The sequence below is a fragment of the Amycolatopsis sp. NPDC033938 genome, from assembly GCF_055575975.1.
On record NZ_JBVIRO010000023.1, the window covers coordinates 122,649 to 146,233 of the forward strand.

Annotated in this window: 22 protein-coding genes; 13 read left to right on the forward strand and 9 right to left on the reverse strand. The window is 68.1% G+C overall.

The window, feature by feature from the left end; all coding sequences use genetic code 11:
* Positions 1-57 precede the first annotated feature (57 nt).
* The 5 genes from ACZ5ZX_RS36985 (at position 58) to ACZ5ZX_RS37005 (ending at position 4,409) form a co-directional block, all read left to right on the forward strand.
* Positions 58-660, forward strand: a complete 603-nt coding sequence (locus ACZ5ZX_RS36985) for a ClpP family protease (RefSeq protein WP_037310765.1) — start codon at positions 58-60, stop codon at positions 658-660.
* Positions 661-687: 27 nt separating this feature from the next.
* Positions 688-1,359: an ATP-dependent Clp protease proteolytic subunit gene (locus ACZ5ZX_RS36990; RefSeq protein WP_037310762.1), complete on the forward strand. Its 672-nt coding sequence runs from the start codon at positions 688-690 to the stop codon at positions 1,357-1,359.
* A gap of 260 nt (positions 1,360-1,619) precedes the next feature.
* Entirely contained in the window at positions 1,620-2,915 is a 1,296-nt protein-coding gene (clpX, locus tag ACZ5ZX_RS36995; protein ID WP_061988908.1) for an ATP-dependent Clp protease ATP-binding subunit ClpX, read from the forward strand.
* A gap of 118 nt (positions 2,916-3,033) precedes the next feature.
* Positions 3,034-3,414 carry a hypothetical protein gene (locus ACZ5ZX_RS37000; protein ID WP_465506632.1) on the forward strand — a complete coding sequence of 127 codons (381 nt, stop codon included), beginning with the start codon at positions 3,034-3,036 and terminating at the stop codon, positions 3,412-3,414.
* Positions 3,415-3,488: 74 nt separating this feature from the next.
* The gene (locus ACZ5ZX_RS37005; RefSeq protein ID WP_465506633.1) at positions 3,489-4,409 is read left to right on the forward strand and encodes an anti-sigma factor RsbA family regulatory protein; all 921 of its coding nucleotides are present in this window, start codon (positions 3,489-3,491) and stop codon (positions 4,407-4,409) included.
* A gap of 52 nt (positions 4,410-4,461) precedes the next feature.
* On the opposite strand, the gene ACZ5ZX_RS37010 is transcribed toward ACZ5ZX_RS37005, so the two are convergent.
* The 3 genes from ACZ5ZX_RS37010 to ACZ5ZX_RS37020 form a co-directional block, all read right to left on the reverse strand.
* A complete protein-coding gene (locus ACZ5ZX_RS37010; protein ID WP_465506634.1) occupies positions 4,462-5,301 on the reverse strand; it encodes a phytanoyl-CoA dioxygenase family protein in 840 nt (279 codons plus the stop codon).
* A gap of 143 nt (positions 5,302-5,444) precedes the next feature.
* Complete coding sequence (locus tag ACZ5ZX_RS37015; protein WP_465506635.1) at positions 5,445-6,386, reverse strand: alpha/beta hydrolase; 942 nt, start codon at positions 6,384-6,386, stop codon at positions 5,445-5,447.
* A 97-nt stretch (positions 6,387-6,483) separates the two neighbouring features.
* Positions 6,484-7,182, reverse strand: coding sequence for a TetR/AcrR family transcriptional regulator (locus tag ACZ5ZX_RS37020; protein ID WP_465506636.1), 699 nt, complete (start codon positions 7,180-7,182; stop codon positions 6,484-6,486).
* Positions 7,183-7,255: 73 nt separating this feature from the next.
* On the opposite strand from ACZ5ZX_RS37020, the gene ACZ5ZX_RS37025 reads away from it, so the two are divergent.
* A complete protein-coding gene (locus tag ACZ5ZX_RS37025; RefSeq protein WP_465506637.1) occupies positions 7,256-8,695 on the forward strand; it encodes a carotenoid oxygenase family protein in 1,440 nt (479 codons plus the stop codon).
* A 2-nt stretch (positions 8,696-8,697) separates the two neighbouring features.
* Here ACZ5ZX_RS37025 and fdhD read toward each other — a convergent pair whose 3' ends face one another.
* Positions 8,698-9,528 (reverse strand): formate dehydrogenase accessory sulfurtransferase FdhD, encoded by an 831-nt coding sequence (fdhD, locus tag ACZ5ZX_RS37030; protein WP_465506638.1) that lies wholly within the window; start codon positions 9,526-9,528, stop codon positions 8,698-8,700.
* A 101-nt stretch (positions 9,529-9,629) separates the two neighbouring features.
* Between fdhD and ACZ5ZX_RS37035 the strand changes: the two genes are divergently transcribed.
* The 4 genes from ACZ5ZX_RS37035 to ACZ5ZX_RS37050 are packed head-to-tail and all read left to right on the forward strand — an operon-like array spanning position 9,630 to position 13,349.
* Entirely contained in the window at positions 9,630-10,991 is a 1,362-nt protein-coding gene (locus ACZ5ZX_RS37035) for an L-lactate MFS transporter (RefSeq protein WP_465506639.1), read from the forward strand.
* Positions 10,988-11,116 (forward strand): MFS transporter small subunit, encoded by a 129-nt coding sequence (locus ACZ5ZX_RS37040; RefSeq protein ID WP_256376525.1) that lies wholly within the window; start codon positions 10,988-10,990, stop codon positions 11,114-11,116. Before ACZ5ZX_RS37035 ends, ACZ5ZX_RS37040 begins: the two co-directional genes overlap by 4 nt.
* Before the next feature lie 19 nt (positions 11,117-11,135).
* Positions 11,136-11,894 (forward strand): SDR family NAD(P)-dependent oxidoreductase, encoded by a 759-nt coding sequence (locus tag ACZ5ZX_RS37045; protein ID WP_465506640.1) that lies wholly within the window; start codon positions 11,136-11,138, stop codon positions 11,892-11,894.
* A 48-nt stretch (positions 11,895-11,942) separates the two neighbouring features.
* Positions 11,943-13,349, forward strand: a complete 1,407-nt coding sequence (locus ACZ5ZX_RS37050) for an LCP family protein (RefSeq protein ID WP_465506641.1) — start codon at positions 11,943-11,945, stop codon at positions 13,347-13,349.
* Positions 13,350-13,589: 240 nt separating this feature from the next.
* On the opposite strand, the gene ACZ5ZX_RS37055 is transcribed toward ACZ5ZX_RS37050, so the two are convergent.
* Together ACZ5ZX_RS37055 and ACZ5ZX_RS37060 are read right to left on the reverse strand one after the other, a co-directional pair.
* Complete coding sequence (locus tag ACZ5ZX_RS37055) at positions 13,590-15,896, reverse strand: FdhF/YdeP family oxidoreductase (protein WP_465506642.1); 2,307 nt, start codon at positions 15,894-15,896, stop codon at positions 13,590-13,592.
* Between the two features lie 60 nt (positions 15,897-15,956).
* Entirely contained in the window at positions 15,957-16,280 is a 324-nt protein-coding gene (locus ACZ5ZX_RS37060) for a hypothetical protein (RefSeq protein ID WP_465506643.1), read from the reverse strand.
* Positions 16,281-16,403: 123 nt separating this feature from the next.
* Here ACZ5ZX_RS37060 and ACZ5ZX_RS37065 point away from each other — a divergent pair, with 123 nt between their 5' ends.
* Complete coding sequence (locus ACZ5ZX_RS37065; RefSeq protein WP_465506644.1) at positions 16,404-19,037, forward strand: valine--tRNA ligase; 2,634 nt, start codon at positions 16,404-16,406, stop codon at positions 19,035-19,037.
* 53 nt (positions 19,038-19,090) lie between these two features.
* On the opposite strand, the gene ACZ5ZX_RS37070 is transcribed toward ACZ5ZX_RS37065, so the two are convergent.
* From ACZ5ZX_RS37070 to ACZ5ZX_RS37080, 3 genes are all read right to left on the reverse strand, one after another.
* The gene (locus ACZ5ZX_RS37070) at positions 19,091-20,290 is read right to left on the reverse strand and encodes an MAB_1171c family putative transporter (RefSeq protein WP_465506645.1); all 1,200 of its coding nucleotides are present in this window, start codon (positions 20,288-20,290) and stop codon (positions 19,091-19,093) included.
* On the reverse strand, positions 20,290-20,751 hold the full coding sequence (locus ACZ5ZX_RS37075) for a hypothetical protein (protein ID WP_465506646.1): 462 nt from the start codon (positions 20,749-20,751) through the stop codon (positions 20,290-20,292). Before ACZ5ZX_RS37075 ends, ACZ5ZX_RS37070 begins: the two co-directional genes overlap by 1 nt.
* A gap of 100 nt (positions 20,752-20,851) precedes the next feature.
* A complete protein-coding gene (locus ACZ5ZX_RS37080; RefSeq protein ID WP_465506647.1) occupies positions 20,852-21,253 on the reverse strand; it encodes a hypothetical protein in 402 nt (133 codons plus the stop codon).
* A gap of 261 nt (positions 21,254-21,514) precedes the next feature.
* Here ACZ5ZX_RS37080 and ACZ5ZX_RS37085 point away from each other — a divergent pair, with 261 nt between their 5' ends.
* Together ACZ5ZX_RS37085 and ACZ5ZX_RS37090 are read left to right on the forward strand one after the other, a co-directional pair.
* The gene (locus tag ACZ5ZX_RS37085; protein WP_465506648.1) at positions 21,515-22,534 is read left to right on the forward strand and encodes a ParB/RepB/Spo0J family partition protein; all 1,020 of its coding nucleotides are present in this window, start codon (positions 21,515-21,517) and stop codon (positions 22,532-22,534) included.
* A gap of 83 nt (positions 22,535-22,617) precedes the next feature.
* Positions 22,618-23,310 carry an LmbU family transcriptional regulator gene (locus ACZ5ZX_RS37090; protein WP_465506649.1) on the forward strand — a complete coding sequence of 231 codons (693 nt, stop codon included), beginning with the start codon at positions 22,618-22,620 and terminating at the stop codon, positions 23,308-23,310.
* Positions 23,311-23,585 lie beyond the last annotated feature (275 nt).

A 23,585-nucleotide genomic window follows, 5' to 3' on the forward strand; every position in this document is an offset into this window, starting at 1 on the left:
ACACAACAGCGGCGGCGAGGCACGGCCACGCCGCCGTCGGCGAAAAGGCAGGCAGACGTGACGCAGCACACGCCCGAGGCGCGGACCGGTACCGCAGGGCTCAACCTCACCGACTCGGTCTTCGAGCGGTTGCTCCAGGAACGCATCGTCGTCCTCGGCTCCGAGGTCAACGACGAGGTCGCGAACCGGATCACCGCCCAGTTGTTGCTGCTCGACGCAGACGACTCCGAGTCGGACATCCGCTTCTACATCAACTCGCCCGGTGGCTCGGTCACCGCGGGTTTCGCGATCTACGACACCATGCAGCTGATCCGCCCGGACGTCGCGACCTACGCGATGGGCCTGGCCGCGTCGATGGGGCAGTTCCTGCTGTCCTCCGGCACACCCGGCAAGCGGTACGCGCTGCAGCACGCGCGCATCCTCATGCACCAGCCCTCGGCCGGCGTCGGCGGTACCGCCTCCGACATCGCCATCCAGGCCGAGGTGTTCGGCAAGTGGAAGCAGGAGCTCGCCAAGATCACGGCCGAGCAGACCGGTCAGACGGTCGAGCAGATCGTCAAGGACGGCGACCGCGACCGCTGGTTCACCGCGCAGGAGGCGAAGGACTACGGCTTCGTCGACCAGGTCCTCACGCGCGAGAACCCGCTTCCCAACCGCTGATCCGCGCCGGCACACAGGAGAATTCCAATGAGCAACTTCCAGCTTCCGATCGGGTCGCAGGCCCAGGGACCGCAGTCGCGGCTCCAGCTGCCGCAGTCGCGGTACGTCCTGCCCTCCTACGTCGAGCGCACCAGCTACGGCATCAAGGAGTCGAACCCGTACAACAAGCTCTACGAAGAGCGTCAGATCATGCTCGGCGTGCAGATCGACGACGCGTCGGCGAACGACGTGATGGTCCAGCTGCTGCACCTCGAGCACGAGGACCCGGACCGCGACATCATGATCCTGATCAACTCGCCCGGTGGCTCGTTCACCGCGCTGATGGCGATCTACGACACGATGCAGTACGTCCGTCCCGACATCGTCACCATGTGCATCGGACAGGCCGCTTCGGCCGCCGCGGTGCTGCTGGCGGCCGGTACCCCCGGCAAGCGATTCACGCTGCCGAACTCGCGCGTGCTGATCCACCAGCCCGCCACCGAGGGCACCTACGGCCAGGTGTCGGACCTGGAGATCCAGGCCAACGAGATCCAGCGGGTGCGCCGCCAGATGGAGGTCATCCTGGCCAAGCACACGAACAAGGACGCCGACGACGTCAAGAAGGACATCGAGCGCGACAAGATCCTGACGGCCGACGAGGCCAAGGCGTACGGGATCGTCGACGAGGTGCTCGAGTACCGGAAGGCTTCGAGCAGCTGATCGCGGACGGGGCCGGTGCGTGTCGGGAGACGACACGCACCGGATCCCTGGTCTAAGGTCAGCTTCTGGCGTGCTCAGATGTGACGTTGGTTCTCCCGCCGGCGGCATCGGGCGGGTACCGTCAGTGGCAATGAGTGAGGCTCCGAGCGGTCATCCGTGACCGGGGCGGTACGAGAGTCAGGCGCAACAGTGCAGGCGCACCAGCGCAGGCGTGCAGTTCAGGCGTGAAGAGTGCGCCGGAGGGGACGAGGTCAACGGCCATGGCACGGATCGGTGACGGCGGCGACCTGCTGAAATGTTCTTTCTGCGGCAAGAGCCAAAAGCAGGTGAAGAAGCTCATTGCCGGCCCTGGGGTCTACATCTGCGATGAGTGCATCGATCTCTGCAACGAGATCATCGAGGAAGAACTGGCCGAGGCCGGTGAGGTCAAGCTCGACGAGCTGCCCAAACCCGCCGAGATCCACGAGTTCCTCGAGCAGTACATCATCGGCCAGGACGACGCGAAGCGTTCGCTCGCCGTGGCGGTGTACAACCACTACAAGCGCGTGCAGTCGGACGACAAGGCCGGGCCGAAGGATTCCAAGGACGAGACCGTCGAACTGGCGAAGTCCAACATCCTCATGCTCGGGCCGACAGGCTGTGGCAAGACCTACCTGGCCCAGACGCTGGCGAAGATGCTGAACGTCCCGTTCGCGATCGCGGACGCCACGGCGCTCACCGAAGCCGGTTACGTGGGCGAGGACGTCGAGAACATCCTGCTCAAGCTGATCCAGGCGGCGGATTACGACGTCAAGCGGGCCGAGACGGGCATCATCTACATCGACGAGGTCGACAAGATCGCCCGGAAGTCGGAGAACCCGTCGATCACCCGCGACGTGTCCGGTGAGGGTGTCCAGCAGGCGCTGCTGAAGATCCTCGAAGGCACCACCGCCTCGGTGCCGCCGCAGGGCGGCCGCAAGCATCCGCACCAGGAGTTCATCCAGATCGACACGACGAACGTGCTGTTCATCGTGGCCGGTGCGTTCGCCGGGCTGGAAAAGATCATCAACGAGCGGGTCGGCAAGCGCGGCCTCGGCTTCGGCGCGGAGATCCGCACCAAGGCCGAGATCGACGAGAGCGACATCTTCTCCGACACGATGCCGGAGGACCTGATCAAGTTCGGGTTGATCCCGGAGTTCATCGGTCGGCTCCCGGTCGTGGCCACGGTGACCCACCTGGACAAGGAATCGCTGGTCAGCATCTTGACCACGCCGCGCAACGCGCTGGTGAAGCAGTACAAGAAGCTCTTCGAGATGGACAACGTCGAGCTGGAGTTCACCAAGAACGCGCTCGAGGCCATCGCCGACCAGGCCGTGCTTCGCGGCACCGGCGCCCGCGGCCTGCGCGCGATCATGGAAGAGGTCCTGCAGCCGGTCATGTACGACATCCCCAGCCGCGACGACGTCGCGAAGGTCGTCATCACCGAGCAGACCGTCCGCGAGAACGTGAACCCGACGATCGTGGCGCGTCAGCCGTCACGCCGTCGCAGCAGCGAGCGCGGCGAGAAGTCCGCCTGAGCGGCGGCTTTCGCGCAGCGCGCTGTCGTCACCGATGCCCCGGCCGGATCCCTCCGGCCGGGGCATCGGTTTCTCCGGTCGCGTCCGGCCGGGGACCCGGCCGAGATAGGATGCGAAGGTGCCGCTGACTTCCACGAAGGACGAGAACGAGGCTCCAGAGCTGGCAGCCGCGAGTCCGCGCGAGGTCAGGGGACTCGTCGAGCTCACCGAACGCATCGTCATCGGGGCCTATCGCGGGCACCCGTGGATCCCGCGCGCGCTGACCATCACACTGGGTGTGCTGGTGGCGACCTGCCTGGTGGCAGGTGTCGTCCGGCTGTCGCCGCTGCCGCTGATCCCGCTGCCGTTGTTCGCCGTATCGGGCTACGCGCTCATCCGGATCAAGGCGGCGCGGAGCGCGGAGACGAACCGTGCGCTCGTCGCCTGGACGGGATTGTTCACCGCTGCGACGCTCGCCGGATTCTGGTTGATCTCGATGGCGGGACGCTGGCTCGGCTGATCGGCCCGGCCCGTTTTCGGATTTCCCTCCGTTAGCGGGGTTTCAGAAACCCTCCAACGGGGTAAGACGAGACCGTGACACTCACCGCGGGGCCCTTCTCGCATGTGGGTCTGCTCTACTCCGGTGACTCCGAGTACCTGGACGGAACGGTTCCGTACATCTTGGAGGGCCTGAAGCTCGACGAGCCCGTCGCCGTGGCCGTCCCGGGCCCCAACCTGACGCTCATCGAAGACGCTTTGGGCGATGCGGCCGCCGAAGTCGAACTCATCGACATGACCGAAGCGGGCCGCAACCCTGGCCGCATCCTTCCCGGCGTGCTCCTCGCGTTCGCGGACACCCGGCCGGGGCCGGTCCGGATCATCGGCGAGCCGATCTGGGCCGGGCGGTCGGCCGTGGAGTATCCGGCGTGCGCCCAGCACGAAGCGCTGATCAACTTCGCTTTCGGCGACCGCGACCTCAGCATCCTGTGCCCGTACGACCGGAACCGGCTCGACGACGACGTCCTGGCCGACGCCCAGCGGACCCATCCGATCCTCTCCGGTACCGAGGGGGATCGCCCGAGTGCGGACTACGCCCCGGACGCGGTCGTCGACAAGTACAACCTGCCGCTGCCCGAGCCGCGGCGGGCCGACGCTTTCCGTTTCGACCTCGCCAGGCTCTCCGCGGTCCGCCACTTCGCGCAGGCCCGCGCCGAGGAGAGCGGGCTCGGGCCGGACCGGGTGGAGGATCTCGTGCTCGCCGTCGCGGAACTGTCCGCCAACAGCGTGCTGCACGGTTCGGGCCACGGCGTCGTCCGCATCTGGAACGACGGGGAGCACGTGCTCTGCGAGGTCATCGACGAAGGCACGTTGAGCGACCCGCTGGCAGGCAGGCGGCCTGCCACCCCGGGGCAGATCGGCGGTCGTGGCCTGGTGCTGGTGAACCAGGTCGCCGATCTGGTCCGGCAGTACCGCAGGCCGGGTTCCACCGTCACGAGGATCTACTTCCGCGTCTGAACGCGGCCTGGCCGCCACCGCGGTCGCGATGGCGGCTGAGCGGGGCCGGCGCTCAGATGAACAGGCTGCGGCCCGCGAGCAGTTCGTCGACCTCGGGGTCAGTGGCCCGCAACTGGTCGAGCAGCGTGGAGTCGGTCTCGCTGCCGATGTGCTCGGTGTCGTCGTTGAGCCAGGTGGGCGCGTAGCCGAAGAGAACGAGCCGCCGCCGTCCGCAATCCGGGGCGGTGGGGGTCGTCTTGTGCCACAGGTTCCCGTGCATGAGTACACAGTCACCGGGGCTGAACTTCAGCTTGACCTCGTCCGGGTGCTCGTCATATGTGCCGTCGTATTCGCGGCGAGGATCGTTGTCGATGTGACTGCCCGGAATGACCGACAGCGGTCCTTCCTTGTCGCCGATCTCGTCGAGATAGATGAGTCCCTGAACGGTGTGCGGATAGCAGAAGAATGGCGGAAGCGGATCCGGGATCACCGCCATGTGGTAATGCCACGCGACGCCGGCGTCGGCCACATTCGCCAGCGCCACCCGTGACTCGACATAGAACGAAACCTGCGGTCCGAGCAGCGCGCGGGCGACCGACAGCGCGGGGTCGTACTTGATCAGCCGGTGGAAGGTCTCGTTCCGCTCGAGCAGACGGCGGAAGTAGAGCCCGTTTCCTTCGTACACCTCGGCTTTCGGCTTGCCTTTGTCCTCTTCGATGATCTCTTCGAGAGCGGCGCCGAAGTCTTCGACCCAGTCCTGCGGGATGAAGTTCCGGCGCACCAGGTAGCCGTCCCGCACGAAGGTTTCCATCTCGTCCGGGGAGGCGTGCACCTTGATCTTGTGCTGGGGGTAGTCCTTGAACCGGTTGTTCACGTCGTACGTGATTTCGTACGTGTCGAGCGCTTTGGTCATCAGAGAGCCCTTCGCTTTTCTCGGTACTCGCCGTCCGGCTCCGACTGTATCCGGGAAAAACGGGTGCACGGTTAATGTCGAGAAGCTGAAATGGGCGGGCTTCTGCGTTAGAATTGCGCGTCTCGCCGGCGAGACGCGCAATTCTAGGAGTTCTTCGGGACGTGTTTGCCGAGGAAGGCGATCAGGCTCGGCACGACCGTTCGGTTGAAGGCGTCGCCGTGCTTGCCGCGCGCGGTGTGCGCGACCACGGGCCGCGCTTCGGAGATGAACTTCCGCACCCCGCCGATGAACGGGTCTTCGGTACCGCACCAGATCCCGGTGGGCACCTTCTTGGTGATGTCGATATGGCGCAACGGGTCCAGCGCGTTCCAGTCGGCGGCGTCGCGGAACGCGCGCCGTTTGCTCATCTCCGCCCACGACGTGATCAGCGCGGGCGCGAGCGCCGCGACCGCGGCGGGCGGGCGACGGCGTTCCAGGCGGCGCCGGGTGTAGAGCAGCGCGCCGAAGCCGCCCATCGACAGCCCGGTGGCGGCGAACGGCAGACCGTCCCGGCCACCGAGGCCGCGGGCGGCCAGCCAGCGGGGGACCTCTTCGAGCAGCATCGCCATCGGGTTGTCGCCGGGCTGGTTCTCGTGCCAGTAGTGGTCGCCGCCGTCGACCGCGACGAACCCGAACGGGGGCACCGCCTTGCGGGCGACCTCGCTGCCGAGTTGTTTGAGCAGTCCGGTGGGGGCCGCGTGCCGGGCGGTGCCGTGGAGACCGTGCAGCATCAGCGACATCGGCAGGCCCTTGGGCGGGGCCTTGGTCGGCAGCATCAGCACGAGATCGACTTCACGTCCGCGGGCTTCGGAGTAGACGCGTTCGACGCGGGGGCTGCCCAGCTGGGTCGCCGGGGTCGGCGAAGCGACGCCGAGTGCTCGCTGGAGCGCTTCGCTGAACGGCAGGGCCCCGCTGGCCGTTCCGGCGGCGAGACCCGCGACGCCGAGACCGGAGGCACCGGCGATCAGGACGGAACGACGGCTCAGCCACCGTCGGGCGCCTTGCACCCCCGGCAGCGTGGTCTGCCCCTGCTCGTCGTCGTTCACCCGTCCCCGTTCCCCCGTTGTTCTTCTACCAGGTCAGACGTGCGCTTCCGCGCGAAGGTTGCACGTGTCACCGACCTGTGACCGGGGTATCGCCGGATCAGGTGCCGTCGTTTCCTTCCTTCGCGCGCCATGACTCGATCGAGACCTGAGCCGAGCGTGTCGCGGCCTCGAAAGTGTCGCCGAGGCCCACGCCGAGCGCGATGGCGAGGGGGATCAGGATGTGGTCCACACCATTCTCGCCGTCGCCGAAATGGCCGGCGACCTCCAGCGTGACGTACCCGTGCACGGCACTCCAGAGCTGGGCGGCGACGGCGAACGCCGGGGCGGGGCGGAACCGGCCGGCCTTGATCGTCCGCGCCGCGGCGCGGACGAGGTGGTCGAAGGCTTCGATGCCCTCTTCGCTGAGGTTCTGGTGGGTCGCCTCGTCGGTCAGGTCGCCGAGCGCCGCCTTGTGCCCGCTGGGCAGGCTCTGGCCGAAGGTCACCGCGTAGAGCTGGGGGTTCTCCACCACTGTCCGCCGGTACACCAGGGCCTGGGTGAGGACGTCGGCGACCGGGTCGTCGGTTTCGGCGACCTCGCCCAGGTTCGCCGAGAGCCGCAGGAATCCTTCGCGCGCGACCTCGTCCACGAGCGCGCCCATCCCGCCGAAGTGGGTGTAGACGGCCATGGTCGACGCACCGATCTCGGCGGCCACCTTGCGGGCTTGGAGCGCCTCGGGGCCGCCCGTCGAGAGCAGCCGGATCGCCGCGTCGATCAGCTTGGCCTTGACCTCGGTGGCTGCCGGCTTCGGGGACATGCTTGCCAGTATTCCATAACCCTGTTATAAATGTATCCATAACCGTGTTATATTCATCGCTAGGGGGCCTGTGATGGGCAACAAGTTCCTCCAGGGCAACTTCGCCCCGGTCAGCCGAGAGCACACGATCACCGAACTGAGCGTCACCGGCCACATCCCGGAGTACCTCGACGGGCGTTATCTGCGGAACGGGCCGAATCCGCTGTCCGAAGTGGATCCGGCGACCTATCACTGGTTCACGGGCGACGGGATGGTGCACGGCGTCCGGCTGCGCGACGGTCGCGCCGAGTGGTATCGCAACCGCTGGGTCCGCACCCCGGGGATGTCGGCGAGGCTCGGCGAGCGCTGGCCGGGCGGCCCGACCGCCGGGATCTCCTCCCTCGGCGCCAACACCAACGTGATCGGGCACGCGGGCAAGACCCTCGCGCTGATCGAGGGCGGACCCACGAACTTCGAACTGACCGACGAGCTCGACACCGTCGGCGCCTGCGACTTCGACGGCACCCTGCCCGGCGGCTACACCGCCCACCCCAAACGTGACCCGGAGACCGGCGAACTCCACGCCGTGTCCTACTTCTTCGGCTGGGGCAACAAGGTCCAGTACTCGGTGATCGACGCCAAGGGCCGCGCGCGGCGCAAGGTCGACATCGAGGTCACCGGTTCACCGATGATGCACGACTTCTCCCTGACCGAGAAACACGTCGTCTTCTACGACCTGCCGGTCACCTTCGAGGTCGAAGAGGCCGTCGCCGCGTCCGTCCCGTCGTTCCTGCGGACCCCGGCCCGGCTGGTGATGTCCGCGCTCTTGGGCAAGGTGAAGGTGCCGGATCCCGTCACCGCGAGGCTGCGCCAGCGCATCCAGGGGAACGCGGACTTCCCGTACCGGTGGAACCCGAAGTACCCGGCGCGGATCGGGGTCATGCCGAGGGAAGGCGGCAACGGCGACGTCCGCTGGTTCGAGGTCGAGCCATGCTATGTGTTCCATCCGATGAACGCCTACGACGACGGCGACAGCGTCGTGCTCGACGTCGTCCGGCATCCCAAGATGTTCGACAGCGAACTGCGCGGGCCCGCCGAGGGACCGCCGACCCTGGACCGCTGGACCGTCGACCTGAACGTGGGCAAGGTGATCGAGGAACGCCTCGACGACCAGGGGCAGGAGTTCCCGCGTGTCGACGAGCGGCTGGTCGGACGCCCGCACCGGTTCGGCTACTCGGTGTCCACAGGGGACGGATCGGCGTCCTCCGGCGCACTGCTCAAGCACGACCTGGGGAAGCGATCGGTCCAGCGCCGGGAATTCGGCGACGGCGCTCAGGTGGGGGAGTTCGTCTTCGTACCGTCCTCTGTGGACGCCGCCGAGGACGACGGCGTGCTGATGGGGTTCGTCTACGACGCCGCGACGGCCAAGAGCGACCTCACGATCCTGGACGCGGGGACGCTGGAGACCGTCGGCGCCGTCCATCTGCCGGACCGGGTGCCGAACGGCTTCCATGGGAACTGGGTGGGTGCCTGAAGTCAGTCGAGCCCGAGTACGCGGTGCTCGCCGGTGTAGAGGTTCATGCTGTCGTCCCGCAGGAAACCGATGAGGGTCATGCCGTTCTCCTCGGCCAGTTCCGCGGCCAGCGACGACGGCGCGGAAACGGCCGCGAGCAGGCCGATGCCGGCCATGGCCGCCTTCTGCACCAGTTCGAACGAGGCGCGGCCGGACACCAGCAGACCGGTGTCCGCCGCGGGGATGCGGCCTTCCTGCAACGCCCAGCCGAGCACCTTGTCGACGGCGTTGTGCCTGCCGACGTCCTCCCGGACGACGGCGAGGTTCCCCTCGGCGTCGAACAGGGCGGCCGCGTGGAGCCCGCCGGTGCTGGCGAAGACCTTCTGGTGCGTGCGCAACGTGTCCGGGAGCTTCGACAGGACGTCGGTGCTCACCGCGAACTCGGACTTCTCCGGCGAGAACCGGCTTCGCAGCTTGACGGCGTCGAGCGCGGCCTTGCCGCAGACGCCGCATGAGGACGTCGTGTAGAAGTTGCGCTCGATCCCGGTCTCCGGTGGGGCGACCCCTTCGGCCAGCGCGACGTCCAGCACGTTGTAGGTGTTGCGGCCCTGATCGTCGACGCCGTCGCAGTACCGGGCGACAGCCACGTCCTCGCGGGCGGCGAGCACCCCCTCGGACAAGAGGAACCCGTGCGCCAGTTCGACGTCGTTACCGGGTGTCCGCATGGTGACCGCGAGTGCCTTGCCACCGACCCGGATCTCCAGCGGTTCTTCGGCCGCCAGCGCGTCGGGCCGTCGCACGTCACGGTTCGCGGAGATCTTCCGCACCGGACGGCGCACCGTCACCCTGCCCACTTGTCCACCCTTCTGACCGGTCATTCGACACCTGGCTACTGCAACGTCGGGAATTAAGTAATACATTCCCACTGCACATCCCCAGAGTACGGAGGCGCCGGATGGCTGTCGGCTTCCTGGACCGTTCCCGCATCGTCGCGCCACCCGGCTGGAGCCGCTGGCTGGTGCCGCCCGCCGCGCTGGCGGTCCATCTGTCCATCGGGCAGGCGTACGCGTGGAGCGTCTTCAAACCACCGCTTGAGAAGACCCTCGGCCTCACCGGCACGCAGAGCGCGCTCCCGTTCCAGCTCGGCATCGTGATGCTCGGGCTCTCGGCGGCCTTCGGCGGGACGCTGGTCGAGCGCAACGGACCGCGCTGGGCGATGTTCGTCTCGATGGTCTGCTTCAGCTCGGGCTTCCTGCTCTCCGCGCTCGGCGTGGCGACTTCGCAGTACTGGCTCGTGGTCCTCGGCTGGGGCGGGATCGGCGGCATCGGACTCGGGATCGGCTACATCTCGCCGGTGTCGACGCTGATCAAATGGTTCCCGGACCGCCCGGGGATGGCCACCGGGATCGCGATCATGGGCTTCGGCGGCGGCGCGCTGATCGCCTCCCCGTGGTCGGCGCAGATGCTGGGCACGGCGCCGTGGTCGATCGGGACGGTCGCGACCGCGTTCCTCGTGCACGGCCTGGTCTACGCCGTCTTCATGAGTCTCGGCATCCTGCTGATCCGGGTGCCGGCCGACGACTGGAAGCCCCGAGGCTGGGAGCCGAAGACCGAGCACGGCAACGCGATGATCACCACCGCGAACGTGTCGGCGCGCAACGCCATCAGGACACCGCAGTTCTGGTGTCTCTGGGTGGTCCTGTGCTTCAACGTGACCGCGGGGATCGGCATCCTGGAGAAGGCGTCGCCGATGATCGCGGACTTCTTCCGTGAGACCTCGACACCGGTCGGCGCCGGGGCGGCGGCCGGGTTCGTCGCACTGCTCTCGCTGACCAACATGCTCGGCCGGTTCGTCTGGTCGTCCACTTCGGACCTGGTGGGGCGCAAGAACATCTACCGGCTCTACCTCGGCGCCGGTGCCCTGCTGTACCTCGTGATCGCGTTGACCACCAACGCCTCGAAGCTCGTGTTCGTCCTGTGCGCCATGCTGATCCTGTCCTTCTACGGCGGCGGCTTCGCGACCGTCCCGGCGTACCTGAAGGACCTCTTCGGCACCTACCAGGTGGGGGCGATCCACGGCAGGCTGCTGACCGCGTGGTCGATGGCGGGGGTGCTCGGGCCGCTCATCGTCAACGCCATCGCCGACAGCCAGAAGGCGGCGGGCAAGGTCGGCCCCGACCTCTACACGACGTCGTTGTTCATCATGATCGGCCTGCTGGTCGTCGGCTTCGTGGCCAACGAACTGGTGCGGCCGGTCAACCCGAAATTCCACGAGCCGGGTTCGACCGGCGCGGCCGTGAGGAGTGAGACCCGATGACCGAACAGGCTCCCGAGCGCCGCCGCACCGGTTTGATGGTGCTGGCCTGGCTGTGGGTGGCGCTCCCGTTCGCCTACGGCGTCTACGAACTGTTCCGGAAGGTGGTCCAACTCTTCGGAGGCTGACCCGCGTAGGGTTCGGCCCGTGGGTGTACTGGTGACCGGGGCGTCGCGTGGCATCGGCCGGGCGATCGCCCGTGCTTTCGCGGAACAGGGCGAGCGCGTCGTCGTCCATTACGCCGGCAACCGGGAGGACGCCGAGCGGACCTTCGGCGGGCTGCCGGGTGACGGCCACGGGCTCGTCCAGGGCGACCTCGCGGATCCCGAGGTGGCGCAACGGATCGCGGACGAGGCGGAGTCCCTTGTGGACGGAGTCGACGTGCTGGTGAACAACGCCGCCGTCGCGACGTCGCCCGAGACGGCCCATCCGGTCGCCGAGGTGTCCTATGCGGACTGGCAGCGGATCTGGCGGCGGACGGTCGAGGTCAACCTGCTCGGCACCGCGAACGTGACCTATTGCGTCACGCGGCACATGATCGCGCGCGGCGCCCCGGGCCGGGTCGTCAACATCGGGTCGCGAGGAGCCTTCAAGGGCGAGCCCGACCATCCGGCGTACGGGGCGAGCAAGGCCGCGCTCCACTCGCTCGGGCAGTCGCTCGCGGTCTCCCTCGCTCCGCACGGGATCGCCGTGACCTCGGTCGCGCCCGGGTTCACCGCCACCGACCGGGTCGCCGTCCGTCTCGAAGGCGAGAGCGGCGAGACACTGCGCGGGCAGAGCCCGTTCGGCCGGGTCGGCACGCCGGAGGAGGTCGCGGCCGCGGTGCGCTACCTCGCTTCCGCCGAGGCCACCTGGGCGTCGGGGACGATCCTCGACCTGAACGGGGCCTCGTATCTGCGGATGTGAAGTGGATCACTTCTGCAGCAGTGGTGGCCTCTCGCGCGTCTTAAGGAGGTGCACAAGCTGGGGAAGGTCCTCGTCGCCGCGCTCGCGGTGGGCGTTTTCGGTGGGACCGCTTACGGATACACGACGTTCACCTCGCTGGACGGCGTCACCCGCGAAGACGTGATCGACGCGCCGGAACCGGGGGAGCGGCCCGCCGACGGGTCGCTGGACATCCTCCTGGTCGGCCGCGATTCGCGGACCGACCAGCAGGGTAACCCGCTGTCGCCGGAGATCCTGCGCGAACTGCGGGCGGGCGCGAACGGCGACGACCTGACCGACACGCTGATCGTGCTGCGCATCCCCAACGGGCAGCAGGCGGTGAAGGCGTTCTCCATCCCGCGGGACTCCTGGGTCACGCAACCGGGCGGGAAGGACAAGAGCAAGATCAACGAGATCTTCGGCCGGACCAAATTCGCGGTGGCGAGCGAACTGCGCAAGCAGGGCAAAACCGACAAGGCCGAGATCGACAAACAGGCGATCACCGCCGCGCGGAAGGCGACCCTGAAGGCGGTCGAGGAGCTCGCCGGGATCAAGATCGACCACTTCGCCGAGGTCAACCTGCTGAGCTTCTACGAGATCAGCAAGGCCGTCGGCGGGGTCGAAGTATGCCTGAACAAGGCGACCAAGGACCGTGACTCCGGTGCGGACTTCCCCGCCGGACGGCAGACGATCCAGGGCGCGGACGCGCTCGCCTTCGTCCGCCAGCGCAAGAACCTGCCCCGCAGCGACCTCGATCGCGTGCGCCGTCAGCAGGTGTTCCTCGCCGGGCTGGCGAAACAGACCCTCTCCAGTGGAACACTGACCAATCCCGCCCGGGTCTCCGAACTGATCGGCGCGGTGAAGCGTTCGGTCATCCTCGACAGTTCGTGGGACCTGCTCGACTTCGTGCGCCAGATGCGTGGTGTCTCCGGCGGCGGTATCGCCTTCGAAACGGTTCCGGTGGTCAACCCCGACTACCGCTACGACCCGAAACACCCCACATGGACCGCCGTGCAGGTGGATCCCGCCCAGGTGCGCGCCTTCGCCGCCTCGCTGATCGGTGCCCCGCCCGCCGCCACCTCGCAGGCGCCCGCCGGGCCCACGGTCGACGTCGTCAACGCCAGCGGCAAGGACGGTCTCGCCGCCCGCGTCGCGGATGTGGTGGGAGAGAAGGGCTTCGCCAAGGGGGAAACCAAGGCCGAGGCCGGGCGCCGGACCTCCGTCGTCCGGTTCAGCGACGCCGCCGGGCCCGCCGCGGAGATCGCGAAGCTGCTCGGCGGACTGGACGTCCAGAAAGCCGATTCGGTCGCGGCAGGCCATGTCGAGGTCGTGCTCGGCCAGGTCTACAAAGGACCGGGAGTCTCGGCGGGCGGGGGAGCGGCCGGCGCGCAGGCCGACCAGCCGATCACCCCCGACACCGCGGGCTGCATCGACTGACTGCACGCGGCAGCGCGGGTGAGGCGTGGGTCGGGCTGGTCGTGGGTGGGGGGTTGGGGGTGTTAACCCCAAGGCGCCGAACAGCCACCCCGGCCCCCCCCAAACCCCACCGCCCCCCACACCCCCCGCCGCGCGCGGGGTGCCGCCTGCAGTCCGTCCTTGCAGACCACCCCGAACCCCGCCACCCCCGACCACCCGGACCCACGCGAAACCGCAGCGAGCCACTCACGACCCTGAAGGTCAGGAAATCGGCTCCAGCCGCACCACGATCGCCTTCGACACCGGGGTGTTCGACTTGTCCGCCACCGAATCCAGCGGCACCAAGGCGTTCGCCTCGGGGAAGTACGCCGCGGCGCAGCCCGGCGCGGTCGGATAGGAGACCACCCGGAACCGCGGCGCCCGGCGGTCGCCGTCGCGCCATTCCGAGACCAGATCGACCATCGCGCCGTCGGTCAGCCCGAGCGAGACCAGGTCGCCGGGGTTGACCAGCACCACGCGCCGGGCGTCCTCGATCCCGCGGTAGCGGTCGGAAAGGCCGTAGATCGTGGTGTTGTACTGGTCGTGGCTGCGCATCGTCTGCAGCAGCAGCCTGCCTTCGGGCACTCGCGGGTACTCGAGTTCGGAGACGGTGAAGTTCGCCTTGCCGTTGGCCGTCCCGTTGAACTGCCGGGAATCGCGCGGCGCGTGCGGGAGGACGAACCCGTCTGGCTCGCGGACGCGGGCGTTGTAGTCGTGGCAGCCGGGGACGACGCGGGCGATCCGGTCGCGGATGAGGTCGTAGTCGCGGTGGAAGTCCCGCCACGGCACGGCGTGCCCGGAACCGAGCAGGGCTTCCGCGAGGTGGCAGATGATCGCGACCTCGGAAAGCAGTTGCTCGCTGGCCGGGGCCAGCCGTCCGCGTGAGGTGTGCACCTGCGACATCGAGTCCTCGACGGTGACGAACTGATCGCCGCCCGCCTGCGTGTCGCGTTCGGTGCGGCCGAGGGTGGGCAGGATCAGCGCCGTCTTGCCGGGGACGACGTGCGAGCGGTTGAGCTTCGTCGACACGTGCGCGGTCAGCGAGCAGGACCTGAGCGCCTTCTCGGTCAGCTCGGTGTCCGGCGTGGCGGAGGCGAAGTTGCCGCCGACGGCGAAGAAGACCTTGCCCTTGCCGTCCCGCATCGCGCGGATCGCGGCCACGGTGTCGTAGCCGTGCTCGCGCGGGACCTTGATGCCGAACTCGTCGTCGAGCCTGTCCATGAACGACTCCGGCATCTTCTCCCAGATGCCCATCGTCCGGTCGCCCTGGACGTTGGAGTGCCCGCGCACCGGGCACAGTCCCGCGCCCGGTTCGCCGATCATGCCGCGCACCAGCGCCAGGTTGGAGATCTCGGAGATCGTCTGCACCGCGTGCTTGTGCTGGGTCAGGCCCATCGCCCAGCAGTAGATGGTCCGCTCCGAGGTCGCGATCATTCGCGCCAGCCGCTCGATCTGCTCACGCGGCAACCCGGTCGCGGCGCCGACCTCGGACCAGTCGATCTCCCGCAGGTGCTTCGCGTAGTCCTCGAAGCCCTCGGTGGACGACTCGACGAACGCCCGGTCGACGATCGTGCCAGGGGTCTCCTGCTCCCACTGCAGCAAAAGGTGCCCGATCGCCTGGAACAGCGCGAGGTCGCCACCGAGCCGGATCTGCGCGAATTCGTCGGCGAGCGGGGTGCCCTTGCCGATCACACCGCGGACGTTCTGCGGGTTCTTGAACCGCATCAGGCCGGCTTCGGGCAGCGGGTTGACCGCGATGATCTTGGCCCCGTTGCCCTTGGCCTCCTCCAGCGCCGACAGCATGCGCGGATGGTTGGTGCCCGGGTTCTGGCCGACCACCACGATCAGATCGGCCTTGTGGATGTCGGCGAGCGACACCGAGCCCTTGCCGATCCCGGTGGTGGCCGCGAGCGCGGCACCGGAGGACTCGTGGCACATGTTGGAGCAGTCCGGCAGGTTGTTGGTGCCGTAGGAGCGCACGAGCAGCTGGTAGAGGAACGCGGCCTCGTTGCTGGTGCGGCCGGAGGTGTAGAAGATCGCCTCGTTCGGGTCCGATAGCGCACGCAATTCGTCCGCGACCAGGGTGAACGCGTCGTCCCAGGAGATGGGCTCGTAATGCGACGCGCCCTCGCGCAACACGAACGGTTCGGTGATCCGGCCCTGCTGGCCGAGCCAGTAGTCGGTCTTCTCCGCCAGGTCGTGGATGGAGTGCTCGGCGAAGAACTCGCGGCCCACCCGGCGCTTCGTCGCCTCCTCGGCGACGGCCTTCGCGCCGTTCTCGCAGAACTCCGCGAGCTTGCGGTGCTCGCCGTCGACCTCACGCGGCTCCGGCCAGGCACAGCCGGGACAGTCGAAGCCCTCGCGCTGGTTGAGCAGCCGCAGCGTCTTCACCGTGCGCGCGGCGCCCATCTGCTCCATGCCGCGCATCAGGGAGACGGCGACCCCGGGGATCCCGGCCGCCCAGCCCTTCGGTTTCCCGACTTCGAGCTGGGTTTCGTCAACGTCGTTCGCGGGTGCTTCGCGGGTCATGGCTCCATCGTGCGCCTTGCCGTTCCCCGGCGCGACCGAGGGGTGGCACGCGTGAAGGGATCAGGAGTCGGTGACGAGCCGGGTGATCTGCGATTCGTCGTAGGGGAACCAAGGCGTCTCGTTGACCCCGCGTGTCTGCACCGCGTTCACCGTCACCGCGGCCGCGACCAGCACGATCAGGCCGACGATCGCGGCGATCCCCGGCCACCGGCTCGACCCCGGCTCGCGGTAACCGCCCGCCGCCGCGCCCGCCTTGCGCTGCTTGCGGCGCTTCTTCTTGAGTTCCTTCTTCGCGCCGAGCCAGGCGTCCAGCTCCGCGTGCTTCTGCCAGTCCGGGTCGACCAAGTCCGGATGGGTCTCGATCCGCCGGTCTTCTTCGTCCATGTGGCTCTGATCCCCCGGGTGATCGTGATTCGTCGCCGAATTCCACTGGCCACCTTACCCGGACCGCCGCGGCGTTACGGCCGGTGAGGAACGCGTGTGACGGGGTTCGTAGACTTGTCAACTGTGACCGAGAACGCCCAGCAGCAGCAGACCGACCTCCCGGGTGCCTGGAACCCGGCCGACGAAGAAGCCTCGCTCTACCAGTCTTGGGTAGACGCCGGGTACTTCACGGCCGACCCCACGTCGGACAAGCCGCCGTTCACGGTAGTCATCCCGCCGCCGAACGTGACCGGTTCGCTGCACATCGGGCACGCGTTCGAGCACACCCTGATCGACGCCATCACCCGCTACCACCGCATGCTCTGCGACGAGACGCTGTACCTGCCGGGGATGGACCACGCGAGCATCGCGGTCCACGCCCTGGTCGAGAAGCAGCTCCGCGCCGAAGGCACCAGCCGCCGCGAACTCGGCCGCGAGGCCTTCGTCGAGCGCGTCTGGCAGTGGAAGCAGGAGCACGGCGGCCGGATCCTCGCCCAGATGAAGCGTCTCGGCGAGGGCGTCGACTGGACCCGTGAGCGGTTCACCATGGACGACGGCCTGTCCAAGGCCGTCAACACGATCTTCAAGAAGCTCTTCGACGACGGCCTCATCTACCGCGCCGAGCGGCTGGTCAACTGGTCGCCGGAGCTGCGGTCGGTGCTGTCCGACGCCGAGGTGAAGCACGAGGAGGTCGAGGGCGAACTCGTCTCCATGCGGTACGGCGACGGCGAGAACGCGATCGTCGTGGCCACCACCCGGATGGAGACGATGCTCGGCGACACCGCCGTCGCGGTCCACCCGGACGACGAGCGCTACACGCACCTCATCGGCACCGAGGTCGAGCTGCCGCTGACCGGGCGCCGGATCCCGATCGTCGCGGACAAGCACGTCGACCCGGAGTTCGGCACCGGCGCGGTCAAGGTGACCCCCGCGCACGACCCGAACGACTTCGAGATCGGCCAGCGCCACGACCTGCCGATGATCACGATCATGGACGAGCAGGGCCGGATCGAGGGCACCGGAACCGAATTCGACGGCATGGACCGGTTCGAGGCCCGTGTCGCGGTGCGGGAGAAGCTGCGCGAGCAGGGCCGCATCGTCGCCGAGAAGCGGCCGTACCTGCACAGCGTCGGGCACTCCGAGCGCTCGAAGGAGCCGATCGAGCCGCGGCTTTCACTGCAGTGGTTCGTCAAGGTCGGCCCGCTCGCGAAGGCCGCCGGCGACGCGGTGCGCGACGGCCGGGTGAACGTCCACCCGCCGGAGATGGAGAAGCGCTACTTCGACTGGGTCGACAACCTGCACGACTGGTGCATCTCGCGCCAGCTGTGGTGGGGCCACCGCATCCCGGTCTGGTACGGCCCGGACGGCGAGGTCGTCTGCGTCGGACCGGACGAGGAGCCGCCCTCGGGCGAGGGCTGGACCCAGGACCCGGACGTCCTCGACACCTGGTTCTCCTCGGGCCTGTGGCCGTTCTCGACCCTCGGCTGGCCGGAGAAGACCCCGGATCTGAACAAGTTCTATCCGACGTCGGTGCTGGTCACCGGCTACGACATCCTGTTCTTCTGGGTCGTGCGGATGATGATGTTCGGTCTCTACGCCACCGGCGAGGCGCCGTTCAAGACCATCGCGCTGCACGGCATGGTCCGCGACCAGTACGGCAAGAAGATGTCGAAGACCGCGGGCAACGGCGTCGACCCCATCGAGTGGATGGACCGCTACGGCACCGACGCGCTGCGGTTCACCCTCACCCGTGGCGCCAACCCGGGCACCGACGTGCCGATCGGCGAGGAATGGGTCGCGGGCTCCCGGAACTTCACCACGAAGCTCTGGAACGCCACCAAGTTCGCCATGATGAACGGCGCGGACGCGAACGCCCCGCTGCCCGCCCCGGCGGAGCTCACCGAGGCCGATCGCTGGATCCTCGGCAGGCTCGGCGGCGTCGTGAAGGACGTGACCGAATACCTGGCGGACTACCAGTTCGCCAAGGCCACCGACACGCTCTACCAGTTCACCTGGACCGAGCTGTGCGACTGGTACCTGGAGCTGTCGAAGGTCCAGGTCTTCCAGGGTGACGAGGCCCGCGTGACCGCGACGCGCGCGGTGCTGGGGCACGTGTTCGACACGGTGCTGAAGCTGCTGCACCCGTTCATCCCGTTCATCACCGAGAAGCTGTGGACGGCGCTGACCGGCCGCGAGTCGCTGGTGATCGCCCCGTGGCCGGTGGCCGACGACTCGTACGCCGACCCGGTCGCCGACAAGCGGATCGCGGACGTGCAGAAGCTGGTCACCGAGGTCCGGCGGTTCCGTGCCGACCAGGGGCTCAAGCCCAGCCAGAAGGTGGCGGCGCGGCTGTCGGGCGACGGGTTCGCCGAGATCACCGGGCACGACGAGCCGATCCGCTCGCTGGTCCGGCTCACCCAGCCGGAAGACGGCTTCGCGCCGAGCGCGTCGATCGAGGTCGGGCTGTCGGCCGGGGTCGTCACCGTCGAGCTGGACCTGTCCGGCACGATCGACGTCGCCGCGGAACGCAAGCGCCTGCAGAAGGACCTCGCCGCGGCGGAGAAGGAACTGGCGCAGGCCGAGGCCAAACTCGGCAACCAGGCCTTCATCGACAAGGCACCGGAACCGGTGATCGGCAAGATCCGCGCCCGCAAGGAGACCGCGGTCGCCGACATCGAGCGCATCAACGCCCGGTTGGCGACGTTGCCCGCTTCCTGATCGCCTCGGCACCGGCGGCCCGTACCTCGCGAGGGGTGCGGGCCGTCGTCGTGTCAGGCGATCTCGCGCGTGTCCGCGGGTGAGGCGGCGACGGGCGCCGCGGTGAACCCGTCCGCGAACTCCCGCACCGGGGCCGACCGCAGCGCGCGGTGCAGGTCGAGCAGGTACCGCGTCTCGAGGCGCAAAGTCGAATCCGCGGTGAGCGGCCCGGGGAGCTGGGATTTGTCGAGGTTCTGGTGCAGCTTCGGCGCCGGGCCGAGCGCGGTCCGTCTCGCGACTTCGAGCCACCGGGCGACGGTGGCAGGCTCCGGTTCACCTGACGGTGCCTGAGCCCGTGCGTGGTCGAGCAGTTCGCCCCAGACCCGGGTGTCGTAGAGCTGGAAGATGCTGTCCCGGATCTCGATGACCCGGCGGTGCAGGCCTTCCCAGGCGTCGCCGGTGCCGAAGAGATCCCGGACGCGCGAAGGCACCGGCGACAAGGTGAGCTCAGGGGTCGAAGCCCGCAGCGAACGCCACAACGGATACAGCCGGACGCGCCGGTACCGGTACAGGATGGCCGTGCGGAACGGTTCCAGTGCCACGATGACGCAGCCGAGCGGGAACAGCACGAAGCGGATCGTGCTCAGTGCCACCGCGGCCGTCGGCAGCCAGGACGGGACGGGCGTCAGCCGTTCGACCGTGCGGATCACCATGAAGGGCACGATCACCAGATCGCCGACCAGGATCATGGTCAGCGCCGGCCGCAACGGTCCACTTCGGACAGCGGGAAGATGCCGCCACAGCAGCAAGGCCGCCGTACTCGCCGTGCCGATCATGTACGCCGCCGCGACGAGGGCGTAGGCGGCGAAAGGAAGGGATTCGCCTGTGGAGGTGAAGCGATCCTCCGGCGCAGTGGCGGCGAAGAGCGCGATCATCGCCACGCCGGTGACCGAAGCCCAGCCGCCCCACCACAACCGCCGTCGCTTCGGCAGCGGATGTGATCGGGTGAGGTGGACGACGAAGGTCAGCGTGGCGGTGATGTCGACGATGCCCCAGACACCCTGCAGCAGGTTGTTGAACCCGGCGACGCCGGTGATGCGGTTCACCCAGGCCGCGAACCACGGCTGCACGAGGATCGAACTGGCCGCGAACACCGCGAGCACCAGCAGGAGCGGACGCTGATCGCGGCCGCCACGAAGCAGCGAGGGCGCCCGGACGGCCAAGGTCGTCAGGACGACGATCAGCAGCACCAGCCGCGCGACGTCGTCGAACATCAGCCGAGGCCGAACGAAACCGCGGCTCGGCGTTCGATGAGGCTCCGCTGGGAAGGCCGTTGCTTCGCCAGCTTCAGTGTCTTGCAGGCGAAGGTTTCGGCGACCTCTTCCTGGAACGCGGTGTACCGGTCCCGGACGGCGTGCTCCGCCATCGCGGTGCCGAGGTCGGCGCCCGGCAGGGCGGGTCCGTGCCCGGCGAGCATATGGCAGATCTCGTGCAGGATCACGTGATCACGGTGGTAGCCGGTGATGCCGTGGCGGCAGATGATGTGGTCCGCCCTGCCGTCGTCGTACCAGAGACCGGACGGCAGCGCCGCCAGATCGAGCAGGTGCACGATCAGCCGTTTGCCGCGCCGTCGTTCGAGCCGGGCGCAGAGTTCGGTGACACTCCACGGCTTCGGGAGCGCGGGCAGGCCGTCGACCAGGAGAGCGGCCGCGGTACCCGTCGCCGTCGAGGCCATCAGCTGTCCTGACCCTTCCCCACAGAGGACATCGCCGGTCCATCTGATCATCTTGGGGCGGGGCTGAGAACCCGGCTGCGGGCAAACTCCCTCAAACGGGCTAGGCAGTCTCGTCGTCCGGCCGCGCGGACACGATTTCGATCGCTTGCTGGATGGCCGCGAGCTGAGCGCTGTCGAACGTGGCCAGCCTGGCGGCGAGGGCCTGCACCCGCTGAGGATCCGGCCGCCTGCGGCCCGTCGGCTGGAGGAAGTCGGCGGGATCCTTGCCGAAGAAGGTGGCCAGCAGGGTCCGCGTGCGGTCGGTCAGATTGCCCGCCGTCCCGTTCAGGAGGTTGCCGACATGGCCGTGGGAGATCGCCTCGCCGCCGTTCGCCGCGCCGATGTCGGCCGAGATCTTCCGCACCCCGGGGACCCGGCCCTGGCCGTACTTCTCTTCGAGCAGTGTCCTGATCGTCGACGCCAGCCATGACCGGCCGTCGTCTCCGGCTGGATCGCTGCTCATGCGGGCCCCTCTGTCTTCGGTGGTCCTCGGCCGCTCGTACCGTACGACAACGAGGCCGTCGCCGTCTCGGACCGAGGTGTCCACTGGCTGTCCACTGTACTTGACAGTTTCGTCGCGGTGCGGATACGCTCGATTACCGAATACTGGGCCGGAAAATACCGCTGGGGTGGAATCGCTTTTCGGACGCTGAGTGCCCTTCCGCTGCGCGGGTACGGCGTTCGCCGGGAAATCCTTGCCGGTGACACGCAGATCGGGGGATCCGTGCGAGTCGGTGCAGCCGAGGAGATCGGGGCGAACGAGCACGCCGGCCTGGTGTCCCGGATCGATCGCGCGACCGAGCGGGTGGACGTTTCCCTTTTGCTGCCCGCTGATTCCCCGAGATCGGGTGGGGTCAACGAGGATTATGTCCGGGAACTCGCGAGCTCGGCCGAGCCTTCGGCGCCGATCGTCGTCCAGCGGTCGACCCTGCGGGTCATCGACGGCATGCACCGGTTGCGGGCCGCGATCCTGTGCGGCCGCCACTGTGTCGACGTCCGGTTCTTCGACGGCACCGACGCGGAGGCGTTCGTGCTCGCCGTCAGGTTGAACGTCGAACAAGGACTTCCGCTGTCCCAGGCCGATCGCGCCGCCGCCGCGGCGCGGATCCTCCGCAGCAGTCCACAATGGTCGGATCAGCTGATCGCCACCATGGCCGGGATATCCGGAAAGACCGTGGCGTCGATCCGGCGGCGTTCAACCGTGGAGATTCCGAAGTCGAACACGCGCGTCGGCCGGGACGGGCGGCATCGGCCGCTCAATGCCGCGGAAGGCAGGCTTCGCGCCGGTGAACTGCTGGCGCGGGAACCCGGAACCCCCTTGCGCGAGGTCGCCGAGCGGGCGGGGATCGCCCTCGGTACGGCGCGGGACGTGAAGGAACGGCTGCGCACGGGGAGGCATCCCGTGCCGCCTCGGCAGCGCACCGGATCCCGGCGAGAGTCCTTACTGGACCACGCTTTCCCGGCTGAGGAAGCCGAGGAGCGAACGGCACGGGAGCTGCTCGCCGACCTGATGGCGAAACTCGGTGTGCTCAGCCGGGATCCGGCGGTGCGGCTCAACGAGGAAGGCCGGACCGTGCTCCGGCTGCTCGGTGCGCACGGGGTCGGCCTGCGGGACTGGGAGCGCATCGCCGACAACGTCCCCCCGCATTCCCGCGCCGCGATGATCGAGGCGGCCGTCAAATGCGCCGAGATGTGGCGGCAGTTCGCGCGGCGGCTGGAACATCGTGGCGAAGAGTGCGATTGATTCGTTTCCGTCGGATAGTCCGAATCGTGGACCGGGAACAACATTCCGTGGACGGAAATCATTTGTCTGGGTAAGTTGCAGTCATGTCGGAAACTCACCTCGATTACCCGAAATACGCTCAGCACAGGCAACGGAATAATCGGGAAGTCCTGACTTCGGCTTTGCCGGAACAGCGGTCGGCTTCCGAAAAGGGATTCCGCCCCGCGAAACGGATTTCGATCCACCCCGCCACCGTGGCCGAACCCGGTGGGCTGCGGTTCCCCGAGGAGATGACGCTGGAGGTGTGGCGTGCCGTCGGTGAACGGCTGGCCGATCTCGCGAACGCGTCGTGCTGGTGGATCGGCGACTGGCTCGTCTACGGCCAGGACAAATACCCCGACCGCTACAAGCGCGCGATCGCCAAGACCTCACTCGACTACCAGACCCTGCGCAACTACTCGTGGATCGCGCGGAAGTTCGAATTCTCCCGGCGCCGCCCGGCGCTCAGCTTCCAGCACCACGTCGAAGTCGCCGCGTTGCCGGTGGCCGAACAGGATCATTGGCTGCGCTTCGCCGAGAAGCTCTCGTGGTCCCGCAACGAGCTGCGCAAACAGATCAAGGACAGCGCGGACGCGGGCGGCGCCGCCCAGGACGGGCCTGCCACCAGCGTGCGCCTCGATCTGGACGACGACCGGATGCGCCAGTGGAAACGCGCGGCCGAACGCAGCAACCGCACGTTGCCCGGCTGGATCATGACGACGCTCGACGCCGTGGTGGAAAGCGAAGAGAAGGCTTGACTCGCGTGCTCGGCCACGGGACTCGCGAGTTCCGGCTCAGAGCACGCGAGACTCGGCTTTATTGAGGGGTAAGGCAATATGGCGTGATCGGCTCGCTGCCCGGCGGCAGGCGAGGAGCTCTCCGTTGAGGGGACACGACTGTCCACAAGGGACATCTTCCGGGGCCTCGGTGTTCGATTGATGACGCTATGCGCGGTTCCGCGTGGGGTCGTGAGTGGCGATTCGGGTTAGAAAAACCAAACCGACCCCACACCCAAACCCCGCCCGAGGCGCCC